The following is a 20750-nucleotide window of genomic DNA, read 5'->3' on the forward strand; positions in this document are numbered from 1 at the left end:
CATTATAGGGAGTTATTCCGGCGTGACAAGCATAAATTTAAAAAAACTTATCAACCGTCTGTTTTTCAAACTTATCGTTTACTTCAGCGACGAATTGCCGGTTAATTGCGCGATTTCTCGTGCAAATCCCGCCACTTGCTGCCAGTCGGTATACACCACTTCTTTTCGGGTATCCGTTTCCCCACCGGTCATCTTCATAATCAGCTGGATCATAATACGGTCATACCAGCGATAGTGCGGATAACGCAGCGCGCCTGCGAAAACAGCGGACAGCGTCGGTTGCCATGGCGAGCTAAGAAGAAACTTGCGGGTGTAGCTGTTCGTCTGCGGCGTACGCTTCTCTGCTTTACGCGCCACCAGGTTCACCGAAAAGAATGCGCCCGGCAGCGACGCCAGCGCCTGCAGATGCTTTTTCACAAAGCGCTCCAGCGCCGGATGATAATGTCCATAACGGATAGACGCGCCGATGACCACGCGATCGTAAAGCGACCAGTCAACGACATCTGTACGATTAAGATTCACTAAATCCGTATAGATGCCCTTCTCTTTAAGCTCTGACGCGATGAAAGCCGCGATTTCACGCGTTTGCCCATCCCGCGTCGAGAACAGAATCAGTGTTTTCAAAGAATACTCCAGTTAGTCGCGCCAGAACGTCGGGGTAAAAAGCACCAGCAGCGTAAAGACTTCAAGTCGACCAAAAAGCATATTGGCAATCAATATCCATTTTGCCACCGGATTCATGCTGGCAAAGTTATCCGCCACCACGCCGAGGCCCGGTCCGAGGTTATTAAGCGTAGCCACCACGGAAGCAAATGCCGAGAAATCATCCACGCCGGTCGCAATAATCGCCAGCATACTGACGATAAAGACCAGCGCATAGGCGGAGAAAAATCCCCATACCGCTTCCAGAATACGTTCCGGCAGCGCGCGGCTACCTAATTTAATGCTGTAGACCGCGTTAGGATGCACCAGTCGTTTGAGTTCCCGGTTCCCCTGTTTAAACAGTAGCAGGATACGAATGACTTTCAGGCCACCGCCGGTTGACCCGGCGCAGCCGCCAATAAACGCCGAACACAGCAGCAGCACCGGGAGGAAGAGCGGCCAGCGTGCAATGCTATCGGTCGTAAAGCCTGCGGTGGTCGCCATCGAAACCACCTGGAAAAACGCCTGATTAAGCGTCGTCACCGCCGAGGTGTAAACATCGTGGAACCACAATACCAGCGTGCAGATCACGACCAGCGTCAGCTGGACGCCAATAAACATGCGGAATTCGGGATCGCGCCAGTAAACCTTCAGGTTACGCCCGCTAAGCAAAGAGAAGTGCAAGCCGTAGTTACAGCCGGAGATCAGCAGAAAGATGGCGATGATAGTATTGATGGTAGGACTGTCGAAAAAGCCCACGCTGGCATCGTGGGTAGAAAAGCCCCCGATAGCGATGGTCGCAAAACTATGCCCGATGGCGTCGAAGGCAGGCATACCCGCAAACCACAGCGCCAGCGCACAGGCGATCGTCAGTAAAACGTAAATCAGCCACAACGTCTTTGCCGTTTCGGCAATACGCGGGCGCATTTTGTTATCTTTAAGCGGCCCCGGCATTTCTGCCCGGTAGAGCTGCATCCCCCCGACGCCGAGGATAGGCAGAATAGCCACCGCCAGCACGATGATCCCCATTCCGCCAAACCACTGGAGCATCTGGCGATAAAAAAGAATGCCGTGCGGCAACGAATCCAGCCCGACCAGCGTCGTCGCGCCAGTGGTCGTCAGGCCGGAAAAGGACTCAAAAAAAGCATCGGTGACGGTCAGATTCGGCCGTTCGGAAAAGATAAAAGGCAGCGCACCGACGCTCCCCAGCACCGTCCAGAAGAGCACGACGATCAGGAAGCCTTCCCGCGATTTAAGCTCGCCCTTCTCCCGACGGTTGGGCCACCACAGCAGCGAGCCGATAGTCAGCGCGACAAAAAATGTCTGGGTGAATGCCCGCCCCGCACCATCGCGATAAATCAGCGCTACCAGTCCAGGCAGGATCATCGTCCCCGAAAATAAGATAACCAGTAGTCCAACGATTCGGGTAATGGCGCGAAAATGCATCTCTGCCGCTTCCTTTGATCTTTAAAATGAGGTGGGGATTATTCTTCAACTGCTAATAATTGCAATGAACCACGGCTAAAATCAGCGAGCCTTGCTGAAAATTCATCCACTCTGGCATAAGGAAGCGCTACCCGTAATAGCACGAACGCCTGATAATCACTGGCAACGATCTTACCGGCAAACTGCGTCAGTAATGCTTCAATACCGGTTAACTGACCGTACTCACACTGCAAAGTATATTCGGTTAATGGCGTCTTGCGCTGCGTCGTTAACTGGCGCAGCGCCTGATTCACGCCGCCGCCATAGGCCTTCACCAGCCCACCCGTGCCCAGCAGTACGCCGCCGTAGTAACGCACGACGACCGCCGTGATTTCTCCCACGCCGCTACCCATCAGCTGCGCAAGCATCGGTTTGCCCGCCGTTCCCGCCGGTTCCCCGTCATCCGAGAAACCCAGTTGCTGCGAGTCATTCGGCGCGCCCGCCACCCATGCAACGCAATGGTGACGGGCATCGGGATGCTCCGCCCTGACCGACTGCACAAAGGCTTTCGCCGCTTCCACGCCGTCGGTATGCGCCAGCAGCGTAATAAAGCGGCTTTTTTTGATCTCCTCAACGAAAGAGACCGAAGCCGCCGGGATTAACCAGCTTTCCATCACGCCAGCTTTAGATCCCGCGTCATGTTTTCAACGCTGTTTTCGTGGATCACCACGTTATCTTCAATGCGGATGCCGCCAAATGGTTTCAGGGCTTCGATTTTCTGCCAGTTGAAGTGCTTGCTGAACTGCCCTTCGCGCCACGGAGCCAGCAGCGATTCGATAAAGTAAATACCCGGCTCAATGGTGAGCACCATGCCCGGCTGGAGCACGCGGGTGCAGCGCAGATACGGATATTTCGACGGCGCGGCAAGATGCGTGCCGGTATCATCCTGCATAAAACCAGCAACGTCATGTACCTGAAGACCCAGCGGATGGCCGATCCCATGCGGCATAAACGGCCCGGTCAGATCGTTTTCCACCATCGCCTCTTCGCTCATGTCGGTGAGGATTTGATGCTTGCGCAGCAGCTTCGCAATACGCTGATGGAACTGAACATGATAATCGACGTAGCTGGTGCCCGCTTTCATCGTGGCAATCAGCGCCAGCTGCTCGTCGTTAACATCTTTCAACAGCTGCGCGTAGTCGTTATCACTCTTCGCCGACCAGGTACGGGTAAGGTCTGCCGCGTAGCCGTTGTATTCCGCCCCCGCATCCAGCAGGAAGCTGCGCATTTCAGAAGGCGCGTGGTGATCGAGCTTCGTGTAATGAAGAACCGAGGCGTGTTCATTCAGCGCCACGATATTGCTGTACGGCACGTCAATATCACGATGACCGGTTGCGGTCAGATAGGCGACGTTAATGTCAAACTCGCTCATCCCGGAGAGGAAAGCCTCTTCCGCCGCACGATGACCATTCACCGCCGTCTTCTGCGCTTCACGCATACAGGCCAGCTCATAATCAGTTTTAAAGGCGCGATAATAATGCAGATAATCAATCACCCCTTGCGGGTTGATATTGCTGGCGGCGATCTCCAGCTGTACTGCTCGCTCCGGCACCGGTCCAATGTAGCCGATATTGCCGCGCGCGGCGGGCAACTGGCTGCCAATGCCATCCGCTTTCGGCAGCGCAATCACCTCAACGTCTTCCGTCCAGAAAGAGGTCGGTAGCGGCTCGACGTTGTGCCAGTAATCAACCGGCAGATAAAACCACAGTTTCGGCTTATTCACGCCATCCACCAGCAGCCAGCAGTTCGGCACCTGCGTCACCGGAACCCAGGCTTTAAACTGCGGGTTGACCTTAAACGGATACGGGTGATCGTCGAGGAAGACGTTTACCAGCTCGCCGGAGTGGATCAGCAGCGCATCCAGCTTGAAACGTGCCAGTACGTCGCGGGTGCGTTCCTGCAACGTAACAATATGATTTTTATAAAGTGCAGCCAGTGAATCCATCTCATAATCCTTAAAATTATTGCCCCTGATCCCCGCATATTAGCATACCTCACAAAAGCAGGGCGATTTCGCATGAGCGTGATCGCGCCTGCAATTATTTAAAGTCTCATTTGCATTTTATTAACATAAAATCCACACTCCGCATCATCTGGTATGACCAGATCCTTCGCGGATTCAGGAGACTGACATGCTTTACAAAGGCGACACTCTATATCTTGACTGGCTGGAAGATGGCATCGCCGAACTGGTGTTCGATGCGCCCGGCTCGGTGAACAAACTCGACACGGCAACCGTTGCCAGCCTCGGCCAGGCGCTGGACGTGCTGGAAAAACAGCACGATTTAAAAGGGCTGCTGCTTAGCTCAAATAAAGCCGCGTTTATTGTGGGCGCGGATATTACCGAATTCCTCTCGCTGTTCCTCGTCCCGCAGGAGCAGTTAAGCCAGTGGCTGCATTTTGCCAATAGCGTCTTTAACCGTCTCGAAGATCTGCCGGTTCCGACGATCTCCGCTGTTAACGGCTATGCGCTGGGCGGCGGCTGCGAGTGCGTGCTGGCAACCGATTACCGTCTGGCGACGCCGGATTTGCGGATTGGCCTGCCGGAAACGAAGCTGGGCATTATGCCTGGCTTTGGCGGCTCCGTGCGTCTGCCGCGCCTGCTGGGTGCCGATAGCGCGCTGGAAATTATCGCCGCCGGTAAAGATGTCAGCGCAGAGCAGGCGCTGAAAATCGGTCTGGTTGACGGCGTTGTGAAGTCAGAGAAACTGCGCGAAGGCGCTGTCGCCGTTCTGCGTCAGGCCATTAACGGCGATCTCGACTGGAAAGCGAAGCGCCAGCCTAAACTGGAGCCGCTGCATCTTAGCAAAATCGAAGCGACGATGAGTTTCACCATCGCCAAAGGCATGGTGATGCAGACAGCCGGTAAGCACTACCCCGCGCCGCTCACCGCCGTGAAAACCATTGAAGCCGCCGCGCGCTTTGGTCGTGAAGACGCGCTGGATCTGGAAAATAAAAGCTTTGTCCCGCTGGCTCACACCAATGAAGCGCGTGCGCTGGTCGGCATTTTCCTTAACGATCAGTACGTAAAAGCAAAAGCGAAAAAGCTGACCAAAGACGTTGAAACACCGAAGCAGGCTGCGGTGCTTGGCGCGGGCATTATGGGCGGCGGTATTGCCTACCAGTCGGCCTGGAAAGGCGTGCCGGTAGTCATGAAAGATATCAACGACAAATCGCTGACCCTCGGCATGACCGAAGCGGCCAAACTGCTGAATAAACAGCTTGAGCGCGGCAAGATCGACGGACTGAAGATGGCGGGCGTGATTTCGACCATTCACCCTACCCTCGACTACGCCGGTTTTGAGCGTGTGGACGTGGTGGTCGAAGCGGTGGTTGAGAACCCGAAAGTGAAGAAAGCGGTGCTGGCAGAGACGGAAGAGAAAGTCCGCCCGGATACCGTGCTGGCCTCGAACACCTCCACCATTCCGATTAGCGAGCTGGCAAGCGTCCTGAAACGCCCGGAAAACTTCTGCGGGATGCACTTCTTTAACCCGGTCCACCGGATGCCGCTGGTTGAGATCATTCGAGGCGAAAAAACTTCCGATGAAACCCTCGCCAAAGTGGTCGCCTGGGCGAGCAAAATGGGCAAGACGCCGATTGTGGTCAACGACTGCCCCGGCTTCTTCGTTAACCGCGTGCTGTTCCCTTACTTTGCCGGATTCAGCCAGCTGCTGCGCGACGGCGCGGACTTCCGCAAAGTCGATAAAGTGATGGAGAAACAGTTCGGTTGGCCGATGGGCCCGGCGTATCTGCTGGATGTAGTGGGTATCGATACCGCCCACCACGCCCAGGCGGTGATGGCGGCAGGCTTCCCGCAGCGGATGCAGAAAGATTACCGCGATGCGATTGACGCGCTGTTTGACGCTAATCGTTTCGGTCAGAAGAACGGCCTCGGTTTCTGGCGCTATAAAGAAGACAGCAAAGGCAAGCCGAAGAAAGAAGAAGACGATGCGGTTAACGGCCTGCTGGCAGAGGTCAGCCAGCCGAAGCGCGATTTCAGCGAAGACGAAATTATTGCCCGCATGATGATCCCGATGGTCAACGAAGTGGTGCGCTGCCTGGAAGAAGGCATCATCGCCAGCCCGGCAGAAGCGGATATGGCGCTGGTCTACGGCCTCGGCTTCCCGCCGTTCCACGGCGGCGCGTTCCGCTGGCTGGATACGCAAGGCAGCGCGAAATATCTCGATATGGCGCAGCAGTATCAGCACCTCGGCCCGCTGTATGACGTGCCGGAAGGTCTGCGCAACAAAGCGCGTCATAACGAACCCTATTATCCCCCCGTCGAGCCTGCCCGTCCGGTTGGCACGCTGAAAACGGCTTAAGGAGTCACAATGGAACAGGTTGTCATTGTTGATGCAATTCGCACCCCGATGGGCCGTTCAAAAGGCGGCGCGTTTCGCAATGTGCGGGCGGAAGATCTCTCCGCACACTTAATGCGTAGCCTGCTGGCACGCAATCCGGCGCTGGACGCGGCGGCCCTTGACGATATCTACTGGGGCTGCGTGCAGCAAACGCTGGAGCAGGGTTTCAACATCGCCCGTAACGCCGCGCTGCTGGCGGAAATCCCGCACTCGGTCCCGGCAGTCACCGTCAACCGTCTGTGCGGTTCGTCCATGCAGGCGTTGCACGACGCGGCGCGGATGATCATGACCGGCGATGCGCAGGCTTGTCTGGTGGGTGGCGTGGAGCATATGGGCCATGTGCCGATGAGCCACGGGGTCGATTTCCATCCGGGCTTAAGCCGCAACGTGGCTAAAGCCGCAGGAATGATGGGGCTGACGGCGGAAATGCTCTCCCGGATGCACGGTATCAGCCGTGAAATGCAGGATGCCTTTGCCGCTCGCTCTCATGCCCGCGCCTGGGCCGCTACCCAGTCGGGCGCGTTCAAAAACGAAATCATTCCCACCGGCGGTCACGATGCCGACGGCGTGCTGAAGCAGTTTAACTACGACGAAGTTATCCGCCCGGAAACCACGGTCGAGGCGCTGTCCGCCCTGCGCCCGGCATTCGATCCGGTCAGCGGCACCGTCACCGCAGGCACCTCTTCCGCCCTCTCCGATGGCGCTGCTGCTATGCTGGTGATGAGCGAGAGTCGCGCCCGCGAACTGGGCCTGACGCCGCGCGCCCGCATCCGTTCAATGGCCGTTGTCGGCTGTGACCCCTCCATTATGGGTTACGGCCCGGTGCCAGCCTCAAAACTGGCGCTGAAAAAAGCCGGGTTAAGCACCAGCGATATCGGGTTGTTTGAAATGAACGAAGCGTTCGCCGCGCAGATCCTGCCGTGCATTAAAGATCTGGGGCTGATGGAACAGATCGACGACAAGATCAACCTCAACGGTGGGGCGATCGCGTTAGGCCATCCGCTGGGCTGTTCCGGTGCGCGTATCAGCACCACCCTGCTGAATCTGATGGAACGCCAGGACGTGCAGTTTGGTCTGGCAACGATGTGTATCGGATTGGGTCAGGGGATCGCAACCGTATTTGAGCGCGTTTAATCAAAGATAACGTCCCCTGAATACTTCACGTTGCATCGCGGCGGCAATTAAGCGAAGGCAGCGTGAATGATGACGGGGAGCTGGTTTAGTTGCCGTTTTTCCCGCCTGTCAGGGGCGGGTTTTTTATTACTGAAAATAGCGATAATGCCCCACCACGCATCTTCTTCTCCCTGAATAGTATTTAACTTCCCGTACTGGCGCGCTTTATAAGGCTTACAGCCAGGAGTTGATTCTCTTCCTGCGCCTCGTCCAGCAACAGCCTGACGGCTTCGCGACCCAGCTGCTGTTTGTCAACGGCAATGGTCGTCAGCGCAGGCGTGGCCCAGGTCGCAGCATCTATATCATCAAAACCGACCAGCGCAATTTGCCCAGGAATGTCGATCCCACGCTCCGCACAGACCTGCAATACCACCAGCGCAGCGGCGTCGTTATACGCGAAAATAGCATCCGGCGGCTCCGCCAGATCGAGCAGTTCATTCACTGCCCGCAGCAGCGAACGTTCGGTATCGACCAACGGCGGCGCGATGGCCTCATATTCCGGCGGCATCAGCATTTGCGCCTCGTACAGTGCCTGCCGGTAGCCTTTCTCGCGCTGGCGAATACTGTAGTGGGAAAGCGTGCTGGCGAGAAAAGCAATACGGCGTCGCCCCAGCGCAATAAGATGGCGCGTCGCCAGATAACCGCCCAGCGTATTATCCGGATTAACGCACGGTAAACCCGGTGCCCATAAATCGGCCAGCACCAGCGGCAGATTCATCTGCTGCAACAGCGCCAGCAGTTCTGGCTCGAAAAAACCGGCGCAGATCAGCGCATCGGGCTGATGCAGCCGCACCTGTTCGCTGACCGTATCGCCCGGCCCCACCGCCAGAAAACTCAGTGCAATGCCTTTATCCCGACAACTGTCTTCTATCCCCAACAGGAGCTGCGAGTAGAACGGCAGCGCACGGCTGATGTTGTGCTGTCGGTGCAGTAAAAACAGAATGCGTTTAATTTTGTCGCTACGCAGGCGGGAAAAATCATACCCCTTCTCCTGCGCGATCGAAATAATACGCTGCCGCGTGTCATCACCCAGCCCTGGCTGGCCTTTAAGGGCGCGGGAAACCGCGCCCACCGACACCCCGCAAGCCTGGGCGATATCTCTTATCCGTACCGGCTTAGTCATTCATCACTCATCGTTACAGGGCGGGAAGCGTGACCGAGCCACGCCGCGCCGCGCACGCCGCTGCTGTCACCGTGGCTGGCGCGTAAAATCGGCGTGTGGCAGTGGCGTCCAAACACATATTTCGCGACCCGCTCTGCCAGGCCGTGATACAGCAAATCGATGTTCGACACCCCGCCGCCCAGCACAATGGCATCGGGATCGATCATATTCACAATGCTGGCTAACGAGCGGGCCAGCTGATCGCAATAACGCTCCCACACGCGCACGGCCGCCGCATCGCCAGCTTCAACACGCTGAATAATTTCGGGGACGCTGGCAGGTTGATTCGCTTCGTTACGGTACTGACGCTCAAGCCCGCTACCAGAAATGAAGCTTTCGATACAGTTATGATCGCCGCAATAGCAGGCGTCGTCCGCGCCATCGCGCGCCAGGCTGTAGCGGGGAAGCGCGTTATGCCCCCACTCGCCGGTGCAGGCATTCGGCCCGGTAATCAGACGCCTGTCGACGCACAAACCGCCCCCGCAGCCGGTGCCGAGGATCACCCCGAACACCACGCCATAACCTTTTCCGCTGCCGTCCATCGCTTCTGACAGGGTAAAACAGTTAGCGTCATTGGTGATGGTCACCGGTAGCGCCAGACGTCGTTCCAGATCGCTGGCAAAAGGCTGCTGATTGAGTACCAGAATATTGGAATTTTTAATAAGCCCGCTGGTGGGATCGACCGCGCCAGGGATGCCGACGCCAACGGTCAGCGGTTCGCTAAATGCGGCCTGCGCCTGGTGGATAATCTCCACTACCGCCTGAAAAAATGCCGGGTAACTCTGCTTCTGCGTACTGTAGCGCTCGCGGTAGCGCACCTTTCCCTGCTCATCTAACACTACTGCTTCGATTTTCGTCCCGCCAATATCCAGTCCCAGTCTCATGATGAATCCCTCGCTCATGGTCAAAATGTCTGCGAGCAGGCTAGCGAGTTTGTTTACTATACACAACGTAACGACGGGGATTATTTCGAAAAGGTGACGCAGGCACGTTTAATCGAGCCGGGTTAATCAGAAAGGAAGTTTACTAAAAAAGCAGAAAACCGGGAGCGATAACCTCTCCCGGTTCAGCACATCAGATAAATGCGAACGCGTCGCCAAACAGACGATCTTCCCGTGCGCCCCGTTCATTACAGAACAGATCGCGCGCGATCTTCGCCATTTCAAAACGTCCGGCAATATAGATATCGTGCTCCGCCAGCGAACCGTGATCCTGTAATACGGCGGTCAACACCGTACCCGTCCGGCCCTGCCAGCCCTCTTCCGGCTGCTCGACCACCGCTTCAACACGCAGATGCGGATGGGTGACAGACAGCGCTTCCAGTTCCGACAAATCGTAAAGATGTTTCTCTTCACGACCGCCCCAGTAAATAGTGATATCGCGATTCGGATTTTGCGCCAGCGCGGTCAGGAGAATAGAACGCGCATAGGAGAAGCCCGTTCCTCCGGCAATCAGCACCAGCGGACGATCGCTCTCTTCACGCAGCCAGGCTTCGCCGTGGGGAATATCGATAACGATTTTGCGCTCTTTAAGAATGCGATCCATCACCGCCATCGCGTAAAGATTCAGTTCAGAGGCACCGATATGCAACTCGATAAACTCTTTTTCAGACGGGGTAGAAGCCATGGAAAAGGGACGTTTGTCACGCTCATCCATAACGACCATCAGGTACTGGCCTGCGCGAAAAGAAAACGCAGTTTCCGGCACCAGACGGACGCGATACACAGTGTCGGTGATAGCTTCCACCGAGGTCACTTTACAGCTTAAGGTTGTCATGGTTTCCCTCTGTCGGGTCTATACTCGTCACACTTCAGGTTGCAGGTGGATGGCGATATGCCACTCTTATTCACCATCCGGGGTCTTACTAAAGATAGCCAGTTCATCCCAGATAGCATCGATACGTGCCGTAACGGCCGGATCTTTTTTGATGGGGCGTCCCCATTCACGCTGGGTTTCACCCGGCCATTTATTGGTCGCATCCAGCCCCATTTTGGAGCCGAGACCAGATACCGGCGAGGCAAAATCCAGATAATCGATTGGCGTATTTTCTACCAATACCGTATCACGCGCAGGGTCCATGCGGGTAGTGATCGCCCAAATCACATCGTTCCAGTCGCGAGCATTCACATCATCGTCACAGACGATCACAAACTTGGTATACATGAACTGGCGCAGGAATGACCAGACGCCCATCATCACGCGCTTCGCATGACCGGCGTACTGTTTTTTGATGGTCACCACGGCCAGGCGATACGAACAGCCTTCCGGCGGCAGGTAAAAATCGACAATTTCCGGGAACTGCTTTTGCAGGATCGGCACAAACACTTCGTTCAGCGCCACGCCCAGTACCGCAGGCTCATCGGGCGGTCGACCGGTATAGGTCGAGTGATAAATGGCATCCTCACGCTGGGTAATATGCGTGACGGTAAAGACCGGGAAGTGATCGACCTCGTTATAGTAGCCGGTGTGATCGCCGTATGGCCCTTCGGGAGCCAGTTCGCCTTGCTCAATATACCCTTCCAGCACGATTTCCGCGCTGGCAGGCACTTCCAGATCGTTCGAAATACACTTCACCACTTCCGTTTTGGTGCCGCGCAGCAATCCTGCAAAGGCATATTCGGAAAGGGTATCCGGTACCGGCGTTACCGCGCCGAGGATCGTCGCGGGATCGGCACCGAGCGCCACGGAAACCGGAAAACGCTCGCCCGGGTGCGCCGCGCACCATTCCTGGTAATCCAGCGCCCCGCCGCGATGCGACAGCCAGCGCATAATCAGCTTGTTTTTGCCAATCAGCTGCTGGCGATAAATGCCTAAATTCTGCCGCTCTTTATGCGGCCCGCGCGTGACCGTCAGACCCCAGGTAATCAGCGGTGCGGCATCTTCAGGCCAGCAGGTCATGATCGGAATACGCGACAAATCCACCGCGTCGCCCTGCGTCACTTTTTGCTGGCAGGGCGCACCGCGCAGGCGCTTCGTCGGCATATTCAGAACCTGCTTAAACTGCGGCAGCTTGTCGAAGAGGTCGCGAAAGCCTTTTGGCGGCTCCGGCTCTTTCAGGAAAGCCAGCAGCTTGCCGACTTCACGCAGCGCCGTGACGTCTTGCTGGCCCATCCCCATCGCCACACGCTTAGGGGTGCCAAAAAGATTACACAACACCGGCATTGAATAGCCTTTCGGGTTTTCAAAAAGCAGCGCCGGGCCGCCCGCGCGCAGCGTGCGGTCAGCAATTTCGGTGATTTCGAGATGCGGATCAACCGGAAGCGTTATACGTTTGAGTTCACCCTGCTGTTCCAGCAGCGTCAGAAAGTCGCGAAGATCGTGGTATTTCATGGCGTTGGCTATGGCCTCTTTGTCAGCGGTTTATTATACGGCCTGAGACGGGGCGATGCTGTATTTTTGTTAAATTAGCGTAATACCCGACGCCATCATCAATCAGTGGGGATTATAATTAACTTAGCGGCATCGTTTTGATATGCTTGCGCCCGGATAAGCGGAATAGAGGCATTATGCGAGCCTGGTATTTACTGTACTGCAAGCGCGGGCAACTTCAGCGTGCTCAGGAGCATCTCGAACGGCAGGCGGTCAATTGCCTGACACCCATGATCACCCTGGAAAAAATAGTGCGCGGCAAACGCACGCCGGTCAGTGAGCCTTTGTTCCCCAACTATATGTTTGTTGAGTTTGACCCGGAAATCATTCACACCACCACCATCAACGCCACGCGCGGCGTCAGCCACTTCGTGCGCTTCGGTGCGAAAGCGGCAACCGTACCACCTGCGGTGATCCACCAGCTTTCTGTCGCTAAGCCCGAAGGGATCACCGACCCAGGCACCCCTTACGCCGGTGACAGCGTGCTGATCACCGAAGGTGCATTTGAAGGCTTCGAAGCCATTTTTACCGAGCCTGACGGCGAAGCGCGTTCCATGCTGCTGCTCAATCTGCTGAATAAGCAGGTCATGCACAGCGTCAAAAATACCGAATTCCGTAAGGTCTGAAGACCTAAAACTGCACGCCAAACAGCGACCTGACGTTATCGTCGGTGATGCGCTCAAGCCATGCCGTCTCTTCGCCACGCCAGTGCGCCACGCGCGCCAGGATATGCGGCAAAAATGCGGGTTCGTTGCGCCGTGATGCCGGTTTTGGCGTGAGATCGCGCGGCAACAACCAGGGCGCATCGGTCTCAATCATCAGACGCTGCGCCGGAATATGCGGCAGCAGTTCGCGCAGTTCCAGCCCGCGCCGCTCGTCGCATACCCAGCCGGTAATACCGATATACAACCCGCGATCCACGCAGTGCTGCATTTGTTCCTGGGTGCCGGTAAAACAGTGCACCACCGCGCCGGGCAGTTTGTCCAGCCAGGGTTCCAGCAGCGCCATAAAGCGCGAATGCGCATCCCGGCAGTGCAGAAAGACCGGCAGAGAAAGCTCCGCTGCTATCGCCAGCTGCGCGGTAAACGCCACTTCCTGATCCTGCGCAGTGGAATAATTGCGATTAAAATCCAGCCCGCATTCGCCAATGGCGACCACTTCCGGCTGTGCCGCCAGCGCGTAAATCGCCGCCGCTGCGTCCTGATCCCAGTGACTGGCATCATGAGGATGCACGCCTGCGGTAGACCAGCAGTGGGTCAGCCGCTGCGCCATGAGCCGTGCCTGTTCGCTTTCATGCTGATTCGTCCCGGTGAGCAGCATTCCGCTCACTCCTGCTGCCCGCGCTCGTGCAACCACCTCATCACAATCCTTCGCGAACTGCGAACTGGTCAAATTCACACCAATATCAAACATGCTTTTCTCCAAAAGCAAACCGCCCTGGCGGGCGGTTGTTTACTCTTCGTTTTCCGTTTCCGTGTCTTCATCGCGGAAACGCCGTTTACCCACGTAAAAACGCGAGAAGAACAGCCCGACTTCAAACAGGCAGTACATCGGGATCGCCAACAGGGTTTGTGAGAAAACATCCGGCGGCGTCAGCAGCATCCCGACCACAAATGCGCCCACCAGAATGTAGGGACGTTTACCGCGTAAATCTTCCGGCGTGGTGACGCCCATCCAGCAGATCAGAATAATCGCCACCGGCACTTCAAACGCGACGCCAAAGGCCATAAACAGCGCCATCACAAAGCTCAGGTAGCTGCTAATGTCCGTTGAAACCAGCACCCCTTCCGGCGCGGTATGCGTCAGGAAGCCAAACGCCAGCGGGAACACTACGAAGTAGGCGAACGCCATCCCGATGTAAAACAGTAGCGTACTCGATACCAGCAGCGGCATTACCAGCCGCCGCTCGTGTTTATACAGCGCAGGCGCAACAAACGCCCACACCTGATAGAGGATCACCGGCGCGGACAGAATGACCGACACCATAAAGGTCAGCTTGATCGGCGTGAAGAACGGCGAGGCCACGTCGGTGGCGATCATCGTCGCCCCTTTCGGCATCTGGCTGATCAACGGTGCCGACACCACCTGATAGATGTCATTGGCGAAGGAAACCAGCGCCAGAAAAATAACGACCACCGCAATAATGCTGTTGAGCAGACGCTTGCGCAGCTCAATCAAATGGGCGATCAGCGGTTGAGTATCTTCTACGGCCATGTTTACGATTTATCACTTGAACTTGAGGAAGAGGAGGGAACCGGTGCGGCCACCGTTTTTTCAGCGGCCTTAATGGTCGCGGCCGGCTGCGGTTCTTCTGCTTCAGCGGGTTGCGGAGCCTGCTCCTGCGCGCTGGCCTGATTTTCAGCCGTCGCAGGCGTCACGCCCTCATGCTGCGCCTCGTTGCCCTTCACCAGCGGATTGTGAATGGTATGGGCTTCGTCACTCTCCTTTTCAGGATCGTGAGCGCTGTAGGAGCGTTTCATGGATTCTGCGGCTTCACGCAGTTCGTCCATAGAGGCTTTCAGTTCCGGCGAAAGATTCTCCAGGCTGGCCTTTTCAACCTTCTTCAGGCTGTCCTGGAATTCCTGCACTTTCAATTCCTGGGCCAGCTCATTTTGCACCGTCGAGGCCAGAGAGCGCAGCGCGCGCACCCAGCCCGCGACCGTTCTGACGGCCACCGGTAACCGTTTTGGCCCAAGAACAATCAGGCCAATAACGAAAACCAGCAGTAATTCACTAAAACCAATTTCAAACACGAATTACACCTGCTCATTGTCGTGGCGTTTAGCGTCTTCTTTCTTCGCTTCTTCCTGCTTATCCGCGATGCTCTTCGCGGTAAAATCTGCATCCGCTGAGGGTTTATCCTGCTTTTCGTCATCGTCACTCATGGCTTTTTTGAAGCCTTTGATTGAAGTGCCTAAATCCGATCCCAGCGATCTAAATTTTTTAGTCCCGAAGATCAACACCACAATCACGACGATGATCAATAAGTTCCAGATACTGATACCACCCATACATAATCCTCAGTAATCAACTCGAAAGACGACGAGTGTCAATAAACAATAAGTCCGCATTATACGTATCTGTCAGGAAGACCGCGATGCGAAATTCAGCGCGTTTTGCGCCAGCCAATAAGCCAGACTACCAGACCACCCGCAATGAGCCAGGCGGGCATCATTTCCCAGTCGGGACGGTTAATCAACAGCAGCGTACCGCTTAAAAACAGCGTTGCGCCAATGCCGAACAGATACCGCGATTGCCCCTGGCGCACGTGGTTGACCTGTAGCTCAACGGCGATTCTATCAACACTATGTTGCAGTTGTTTGTGTTGACGCAGGCTGTTGTAGATCAGTTCAGGTAATTCCGGCATTTTCTCAATCCAGAACGGCGCTTTCTCTTTGCAGGCTTTGATGAGAGACGGAATGCCCACCTGATCTTTGATCCATGTTTCGAGGAAAGGTTTCGCCGTTTTCCATAAATCAAGCTGCGGATAGAGCTGGCGGCCCACGCCTTCAACGTAAAGCAATGTTTTCTGGAGCAATACCAGCTGCGGCTGCACTTCCATATTAAAACGACGCGCGGTGTTAAACAGATTTAGCAGCACGTGACCAAAGGAAATTTCTGCCAGCGGCTTCTCAAAGATAGGCTCGCAAACGGTACGGATGGCGAACTCAAACTCTTCAACGTTGGTGTCAGGCGGCACCCAGCCGGAATCAACGTGCAGCTCCGCCACTTTGCGGTAGTCGCGGTTGAAGAAGGCAATGAAGTTTTCCGCCAGATAGCGCTTATCTTCCTTGTTCAGCGAACCGACAATACCGCAGTCGATGCCGATATACTGCGGATCTTCCGGGTGCTCATAGCTGACAAAAATATTGCCAGGATGCATATCGGCATGAAAGAAGCTGTCGCGGAAAACCTGGGTGAAAAACACCTGCACGCCGCGCTCAGCCAGTAGCTTCAGGTTAGTGCCATGCTGCTCAAGCTGGGCAATATCGGAGATGGGAATACCGTAAATGCGCTCCATCACCAACATATTCTGGCTACAGTAATCGGAATACACTTCCGGTATGTACAGCATCGGGCTGTTTTCGAAATTACGTCTTAGCTGGATGGCATTCGCCGCTTCGCGCAATAAATCCAGCTCGTCAATCAGCGTTTTTTCATACTCTCGCACTACTTCCATCGGGCGCAGACGACGCCCGTCGGGCAGCAGTCGCGGCACCCAGCGCGCCAGACGGCGGATTAGTTTCATGTCCGCTTTAATGACCGGCAAAATATCCGGGCGGATCACTTTAATCACCACCTCTTTGCCGTTCTCTTTCAGCTTTGCGGTATGCACCTGGGCAATAGAAGCGGAGGCCAGCGGGTTAATGTCAAAATCATCGAACCAGGTCTCGACCGGTTTATCACCCATCGCTTTTTCGATTTGCTGTTTAGCCAGTCTGCCTTCGAACGGGGCGACCCGATCCTGAAGCAGCGCCAGTTGATCGGCAATTTGCGGCGGGAAAAGATCGCGACGGGTGGAGAGCATCTGACCGAACTTGATCCAGACCGGCCCCAGCTCCTGCAACGCCAGACGCAGGCGCTCGCCCAGTTGGCGATCTTTATGGCGGTTTGGCATCCAGAACAGCGTGCGTCGCCATAATCGCAGCGGCAGCGTGAGGCGCATTCTTGGGATCAGCTCATCAAGCCCGTAGCTCAAAAAAGTCTGAATGATAAAATACAGGCGGCGAACTTCACCTGGCGTCATTTGGCCTCCAGTTTTTCCAGCCGTTTAGTCAGGTTTTCTGTGGTCCGCTCTACGGCGGCAACTTCTTCGGCAAACCAGGCCACTTCCAGCGCACCCGGTGCCAGACGCCACTCTTCCGTTAATGCGTCAGCCACGTAGCGCTGCTGACGCGTCACGCCCCGGTTAAGCCACGTTGCGCCACGGCGCACGAAACGGCTCACCCCTTCGGCAGCGATATCACCGGTCCACGGAGCCAGTAGCTCAGCCGGATCGAACTCTGCCAGATCGGTTAGCGCGACAAAATTCTGCACGACCTGGAGATCGCCGTTTACCTCAAGCTCACCGCTGCGGATCAGCGCCGTCAACTGCTGGCGGTCGCGCAGCTTTGGCAGCACGCTCAGACGAGTGATAACCGTGCAGTCAGCCTCGCCTTCCCAGTCGCCCAGCACATCAACCTGACGCTCGCTAAAGCTTAGCACCAGCGGCGCGGAGAACTCTTTCAGAACAACGCGTAATACTTTTCCCTGTAAACGCTGGCGGGCAGGCTTCAGGCCGCGTTCACGCCACAGGAACGCGTTGAGGACATTTTCTACGCCCGCCGTGATAAGGGGTTTAAAAGGCATTACGCTCTCCTGTTAAAACTTGTAGCCACGATGCAGCGCGACGATCCCTGCCGTCAAATTGTAGTAGTTCACGTTCTCCAGCCCGGCATCTTCCATCATGGCTTTCAGGGTTTCCTGATCGGGATGCATACGGATAGATTCCGCCAGGTAGCGGTAGCTTTCCGCGTCATTGGCCACCATCTGACCGATACGCGGCAGGACATGGAACGAGTAAGCATCGTAGGCTTTGCTGAGCGGTTCGATAATCGGCTTCGAAAATTCCAGCACCAGCAGGCGTCCGCCGGGCTTCAGCACGCGGTGCATCGAACGTAGCGCTTTTTCTTTATCGGTGACGTTACGCAGGCCAAAAGAGATGGTGATGCAATCAAACGTGTTATCCGGGAAAGGCAGCGCCTCGGCGTTAGCCTGTACGTATTCGACGTTGCCAACCACGCCCAGATTGCGCAACTTTTCACGGCCAATCTTCAGCATGGAGTCGTTGATGTCCGCCAGCACCACGCGACCGGTTTCACCGACCAGGCGCGAGAATTTAGCGGTCAGATCGCCCGTTCCCCCGGCCAGATCCAGCACCGTTTGACCGCGACGCACGCCGCTACAGTCAATGGTATAACGCTTCCACAAACGATGAATGCCAAACGACATCAGGTCATTCATAACGTCATATTTTGCGGCGACTGAATGGAATACATGAGCCACCATGTCAGCTTTCTGTTCTCTGGCGACCGTCTGAAAACCAAAATGCGTCGTATCCTGCGAATTCTCATCCATCTTAGGGCCTGCTTATCAAGAAATTGTTCGTAAAGTGTAACAGATTGAGGGCATTTACCCTACGGCCTAACCACCGCGAGAAAATGAGTTTAGCGCATCAATGGCGATGTTTTCTGCGTATGACGCTTGCTCATCATCAGGCTCTGCGCCAGAGCGAAGGCGAAATTCTTCATCCTGCGTGGTCGCTTTTTCGGCTAAATCCGGGTTAATGTCGCGCTTGATCTCCACGCCCAGCCCGCGAAACGCCTCTGCCTGCGCCAGCACGTTACCGCGCCCGGAGGTGAGTTTTTTCATGGCCTGGCGGTAGTTATCCTGGGCTTTATCCAGACTTTGCCCCACCGACGACATATCATCGACAAACAGGCGTAATTTGTCATAAAGACGGCTGGCACGTTCGGCGATCTGCTGCGCGTTGCGGCTTTGATGCTCATAGCGCCACAGATTCGCAATGGTGCGCAGGGCCACCAGCAGCGTGGTCGGGCTGACCAGCATGATATTATTTTTTAACGCCTCGGTAATGAGCTCAGGCTGTCGATCCAGCGCCAGCAGGAAAGCAGGCTCGACGGGAATAAACATCAGCACGTAGTCGAGACTGCGCAGCCCCGGCAATTGCTGATAATCTTTGCGTCCCAACAGGCGGATGTGGTTGCGCACCGAGGCAATATGCTCCTGAAGCGCCGCTTCACGGGTATAGTCATCTTCGGCATTAAAATAACGCTCGTAGGCGACCAGCGTCATTTTTGCATCGACAACCACGTCCTTGCCCTGCGGCAGGCGGACAATCACATCCGGCTGCATCCGCGAGCGCGCTTCGGTCTCAATGCTGACCTGGGTTTCGTATTCGTAGCCTTCACGCAGCCCGGAAGCTTCCAGCACGCGGGTCAGCACCACCTCGCCCCAGTTTCCCTGCGCTTTATTATCGCCTTTCAGCGCGCGCGTCAGGTTGAGCGCTTCCTGCGCCATCTGCGCGTTAAGCTGCTGAAGATTGCGGATTTCATGCGCCAGCGTGTGTCTTTCGCGCGCCTCCTGACCAAAGCTGTCTTGTACCTGACGGCGAAAACCGTCGAGCTGCTCGCGCAGCGGCGTAAGAAGCCCGTGCAGGCTCTGGCGGTTTTGTTCATCCACGCGGCGGTTGCTGTGCTCAAAGATGCGGTTGGCGAGGTTTTCAAACTGTTCGCTTAGCCGCTGCTCGCTGTTGATCATCTGCCGGGTTTTGTCCTGCGAGGCTTCAAGGCGGGTGGTAACTTCACGCAGATCCGCCTCCAGCGAGGTGTTAATCTCCCGCAGGCTGCGCAGTTCGTTGTTCAGCAATTCGCACTCGTCGCGCCAGTGGCCGTTTTGCGCAAGCTGTTGCTTTGCCGCGCTCAGCTCGCCAAATACGTCACGCTGTTGGGCCAGGATGTCCGCCTGCTGCTGCGCGGCACGGTAACTCGCCGCCAGCCAGCCGACGCCGATCCCTGCCAGCATCAGTAATATGCTGAAGATAATTGCGTTGTCCATTCACTCCCCCACCTGATTCATTCACTCTGCAAAATACGGCTTTGCTGTATAAACGTCCAGTTTAAAAGGAATTTCTGCGAGGCATTACGCAAAAAAGAAAGGGCCGAATGAGTCGGCCCTGGGGAAAATAAGAAGGGATTACAGCAGGCGACGCGCAGCTTCGACCACGATTTTCACCGCGTGGCTTTCGGTCTGCTTCATGGTTTCCGCATTCGGAATTTCCTGCTGGGTGCGGTTGACGATCACGCCCGCCACCATCCCGGCACGCAGGCCCTGGCTGGAGCACATGGTCAGCAGCGTCGCGGATTCCATTTCGTAGTTCATTACGCCCATCGACTGCCACTCTTCCATTGAGCCTTTGAAGCGGCTGACGACGCGGCCAGAGTGGGTATCGTAACGTTCCTGACCCGGATAGAAGGTGTCAGACGACGCGGTCACACCAATGTGGGTGGTTGCACCTACCGCTTTTGCGGCTTCCACCAGCGCGGTGGTACAGGCGAAGTCAGCAACCGCCGGGTATTCCATCGGTGCGAAGTGCAGGCTGGCACCGTCGAGGCGCACCGAGGCGGTGGTCACCAGTACGTCGCCGACGTTGATGTCAGGCTGGATTGCGCCAGTGGTGCCTACGCGCAGGAAAGTACGAATGCCGAGCTGCGCCAGTTCTTCAACGGCGATAGAGGTTGAGGGGCCGCCGATGCCGGTTGAGCACACAATGACCGCTTTGCCGTCAAGTTCGGCGCGCCATGAGGTGAATTCACGGTGAGATGCCAGCTTAACCGGCTTTTCCATCAGCGCGGCGATCTTTTCCACACGCTCGGGATCGCCAGGGACGATAGCCAGCGTAGCCCCTTGTAGATCGTTTTTGGTGAGGCCAAGATGAAAAACATCGGACTTAGACATAAAAGACTCCTCTGTGGGTCGGTTTATCAGAAGAAGCAAAA

At 55.9% G+C, this 20750-nt stretch carries 20 protein-coding genes; 3 read left to right on the forward strand and 17 right to left on the reverse strand.

The window, feature by feature from the left end; genetic code table 11:
- Positions 1–78 precede the first annotated feature (78 nt).
- From hemG to pepQ, 4 genes are read right to left on the reverse strand one after another with little or no spacing between them, the layout of a single operon-like run.
- A complete protein-coding gene (gene hemG / locus RT197_RS18925) occupies positions 79–624 on the reverse strand; it encodes a menaquinone-dependent protoporphyrinogen IX dehydrogenase (RefSeq protein ID WP_312952706.1) in 546 nt (181 codons plus the stop codon).
- A 12-nt stretch (positions 625–636) separates the two neighbouring features.
- Positions 637–2088, reverse strand: coding sequence for a Trk system potassium transporter TrkH (trkH, locus tag RT197_RS18930; protein WP_312952707.1), 1452 nt, complete (start codon positions 2086–2088; stop codon positions 637–639).
- A gap of 38 nt (positions 2089–2126) precedes the next feature.
- Complete coding sequence (locus tag RT197_RS18935; protein ID WP_312952708.1) at positions 2127–2741, reverse strand: IMPACT family protein; 615 nt, start codon at positions 2739–2741, stop codon at positions 2127–2129.
- Positions 2741–4072, reverse strand: a complete 1332-nt coding sequence (pepQ, locus tag RT197_RS18940) for a Xaa-Pro dipeptidase (RefSeq protein ID WP_312952709.1) — start codon at positions 4070–4072, stop codon at positions 2741–2743. The genes RT197_RS18935 and pepQ overlap by 1 nt, the downstream gene beginning before the upstream one ends.
- 187 nt (positions 4073–4259) lie before the next feature.
- Between pepQ and fadB the strand changes: the two genes are divergently transcribed.
- Positions 4260–6449, forward strand: a complete 2190-nt coding sequence (fadB, locus tag RT197_RS18945; RefSeq protein WP_312952711.1) for a fatty acid oxidation complex subunit alpha FadB — start codon at positions 4260–4262, stop codon at positions 6447–6449.
- A gap of 9 nt (positions 6450–6458) precedes the next feature.
- A complete protein-coding gene (gene fadA, locus RT197_RS18950) occupies positions 6459–7622 on the forward strand; it encodes an acetyl-CoA C-acyltransferase FadA (protein ID WP_312952712.1) in 1164 nt (387 codons plus the stop codon).
- Positions 7623–7803: 181 nt separating this feature from the next.
- On the opposite strand, the gene RT197_RS18955 is transcribed toward fadA, so the two are convergent.
- From RT197_RS18955 to ubiD, 4 genes are all read right to left on the reverse strand, one after another.
- On the reverse strand, positions 7804–8784 hold the full coding sequence (locus tag RT197_RS18955; protein ID WP_312952713.1) for a LacI family DNA-binding transcriptional regulator: 981 nt from the start codon (positions 8782–8784) through the stop codon (positions 7804–7806).
- Positions 8781–9707: an ROK family protein gene (locus tag RT197_RS18960; RefSeq protein ID WP_312952715.1), complete on the reverse strand. Its 927-nt coding sequence runs from the start codon at positions 9705–9707 to the stop codon at positions 8781–8783. Before RT197_RS18960 ends, RT197_RS18955 begins: the two co-directional genes overlap by 4 nt.
- A gap of 190 nt (positions 9708–9897) precedes the next feature.
- Positions 9898–10599, reverse strand: a complete 702-nt coding sequence (gene fre, locus RT197_RS18965; RefSeq protein WP_312952716.1) for an NAD(P)H-flavin reductase — start codon at positions 10597–10599, stop codon at positions 9898–9900.
- Positions 10600–10665: 66 nt separating this feature from the next.
- Entirely contained in the window at positions 10666–12153 is a 1488-nt protein-coding gene (gene ubiD / locus RT197_RS18970; protein ID WP_312952717.1) for a 4-hydroxy-3-polyprenylbenzoate decarboxylase, read from the reverse strand.
- 176 nt (positions 12154–12329) lie between these two features.
- Here ubiD and rfaH point away from each other — a divergent pair, with 176 nt between their 5' ends.
- Positions 12330–12818: a transcription/translation regulatory transformer protein RfaH gene (gene rfaH / locus RT197_RS18975; RefSeq protein ID WP_312952718.1), complete on the forward strand. Its 489-nt coding sequence runs from the start codon at positions 12330–12332 to the stop codon at positions 12816–12818.
- A 4-nt stretch (positions 12819–12822) separates the two neighbouring features.
- On the opposite strand, the gene tatD is transcribed toward rfaH, so the two are convergent.
- The 9 genes from tatD to udp form a co-directional block, all read right to left on the reverse strand.
- Positions 12823–13605 (reverse strand): 3'-5' ssDNA/RNA exonuclease TatD, encoded by a 783-nt coding sequence (tatD, locus tag RT197_RS18980; protein WP_312952719.1) that lies wholly within the window; start codon positions 13603–13605, stop codon positions 12823–12825.
- Between the two features lie 39 nt (positions 13606–13644).
- Complete coding sequence (tatC, locus tag RT197_RS18985) at positions 13645–14406, reverse strand: Sec-independent protein translocase subunit TatC (protein WP_312952720.1); 762 nt, start codon at positions 14404–14406, stop codon at positions 13645–13647.
- Positions 14407–14408: 2 nt separating this feature from the next.
- Positions 14409–14945: a Sec-independent protein translocase protein TatB gene (tatB, locus tag RT197_RS18990; protein WP_312952721.1), complete on the reverse strand. Its 537-nt coding sequence runs from the start codon at positions 14943–14945 to the stop codon at positions 14409–14411.
- A gap of 3 nt (positions 14946–14948) precedes the next feature.
- On the reverse strand, positions 14949–15203 hold the full coding sequence (gene tatA / locus RT197_RS18995; RefSeq protein ID WP_312952722.1) for a Sec-independent protein translocase subunit TatA: 255 nt from the start codon (positions 15201–15203) through the stop codon (positions 14949–14951).
- A gap of 95 nt (positions 15204–15298) precedes the next feature.
- The gene (gene ubiB, locus RT197_RS19000; RefSeq protein WP_312952723.1) at positions 15299–16939 is read right to left on the reverse strand and encodes a ubiquinone biosynthesis regulatory protein kinase UbiB; all 1641 of its coding nucleotides are present in this window, start codon (positions 16937–16939) and stop codon (positions 15299–15301) included.
- Positions 16936–17541, reverse strand: a complete 606-nt coding sequence (locus RT197_RS19005; RefSeq protein ID WP_312952724.1) for an SCP2 domain-containing protein — start codon at positions 17539–17541, stop codon at positions 16936–16938. The genes ubiB and RT197_RS19005 overlap by 4 nt, the downstream gene beginning before the upstream one ends.
- 12 nt (positions 17542–17553) lie before the next feature.
- Positions 17554–18309 carry a bifunctional demethylmenaquinone methyltransferase/2-methoxy-6-polyprenyl-1,4-benzoquinol methylase UbiE gene (gene ubiE / locus RT197_RS19010; RefSeq protein WP_312952725.1) on the reverse strand — a complete coding sequence of 252 codons (756 nt, stop codon included), beginning with the start codon at positions 18307–18309 and terminating at the stop codon, positions 17554–17556.
- 66 nt (positions 18310–18375) lie between these two features.
- On the reverse strand, positions 18376–19809 hold the full coding sequence (rmuC, locus tag RT197_RS19015) for a DNA recombination protein RmuC (RefSeq protein ID WP_312952726.1): 1434 nt from the start codon (positions 19807–19809) through the stop codon (positions 18376–18378).
- Positions 19810–19947: 138 nt separating this feature from the next.
- Entirely contained in the window at positions 19948–20709 is a 762-nt protein-coding gene (gene udp, locus RT197_RS19020) for a uridine phosphorylase (protein ID WP_312952727.1), read from the reverse strand.
- Positions 20710–20750 lie beyond the last annotated feature (41 nt).

The sequence above is a fragment of the Superficieibacter sp. genome (genome assembly GCF_032071645.1).
In the GTDB taxonomy this organism is placed as follows: Bacteria; Pseudomonadota; Gammaproteobacteria; order Enterobacterales; family Enterobacteriaceae; genus Superficieibacter.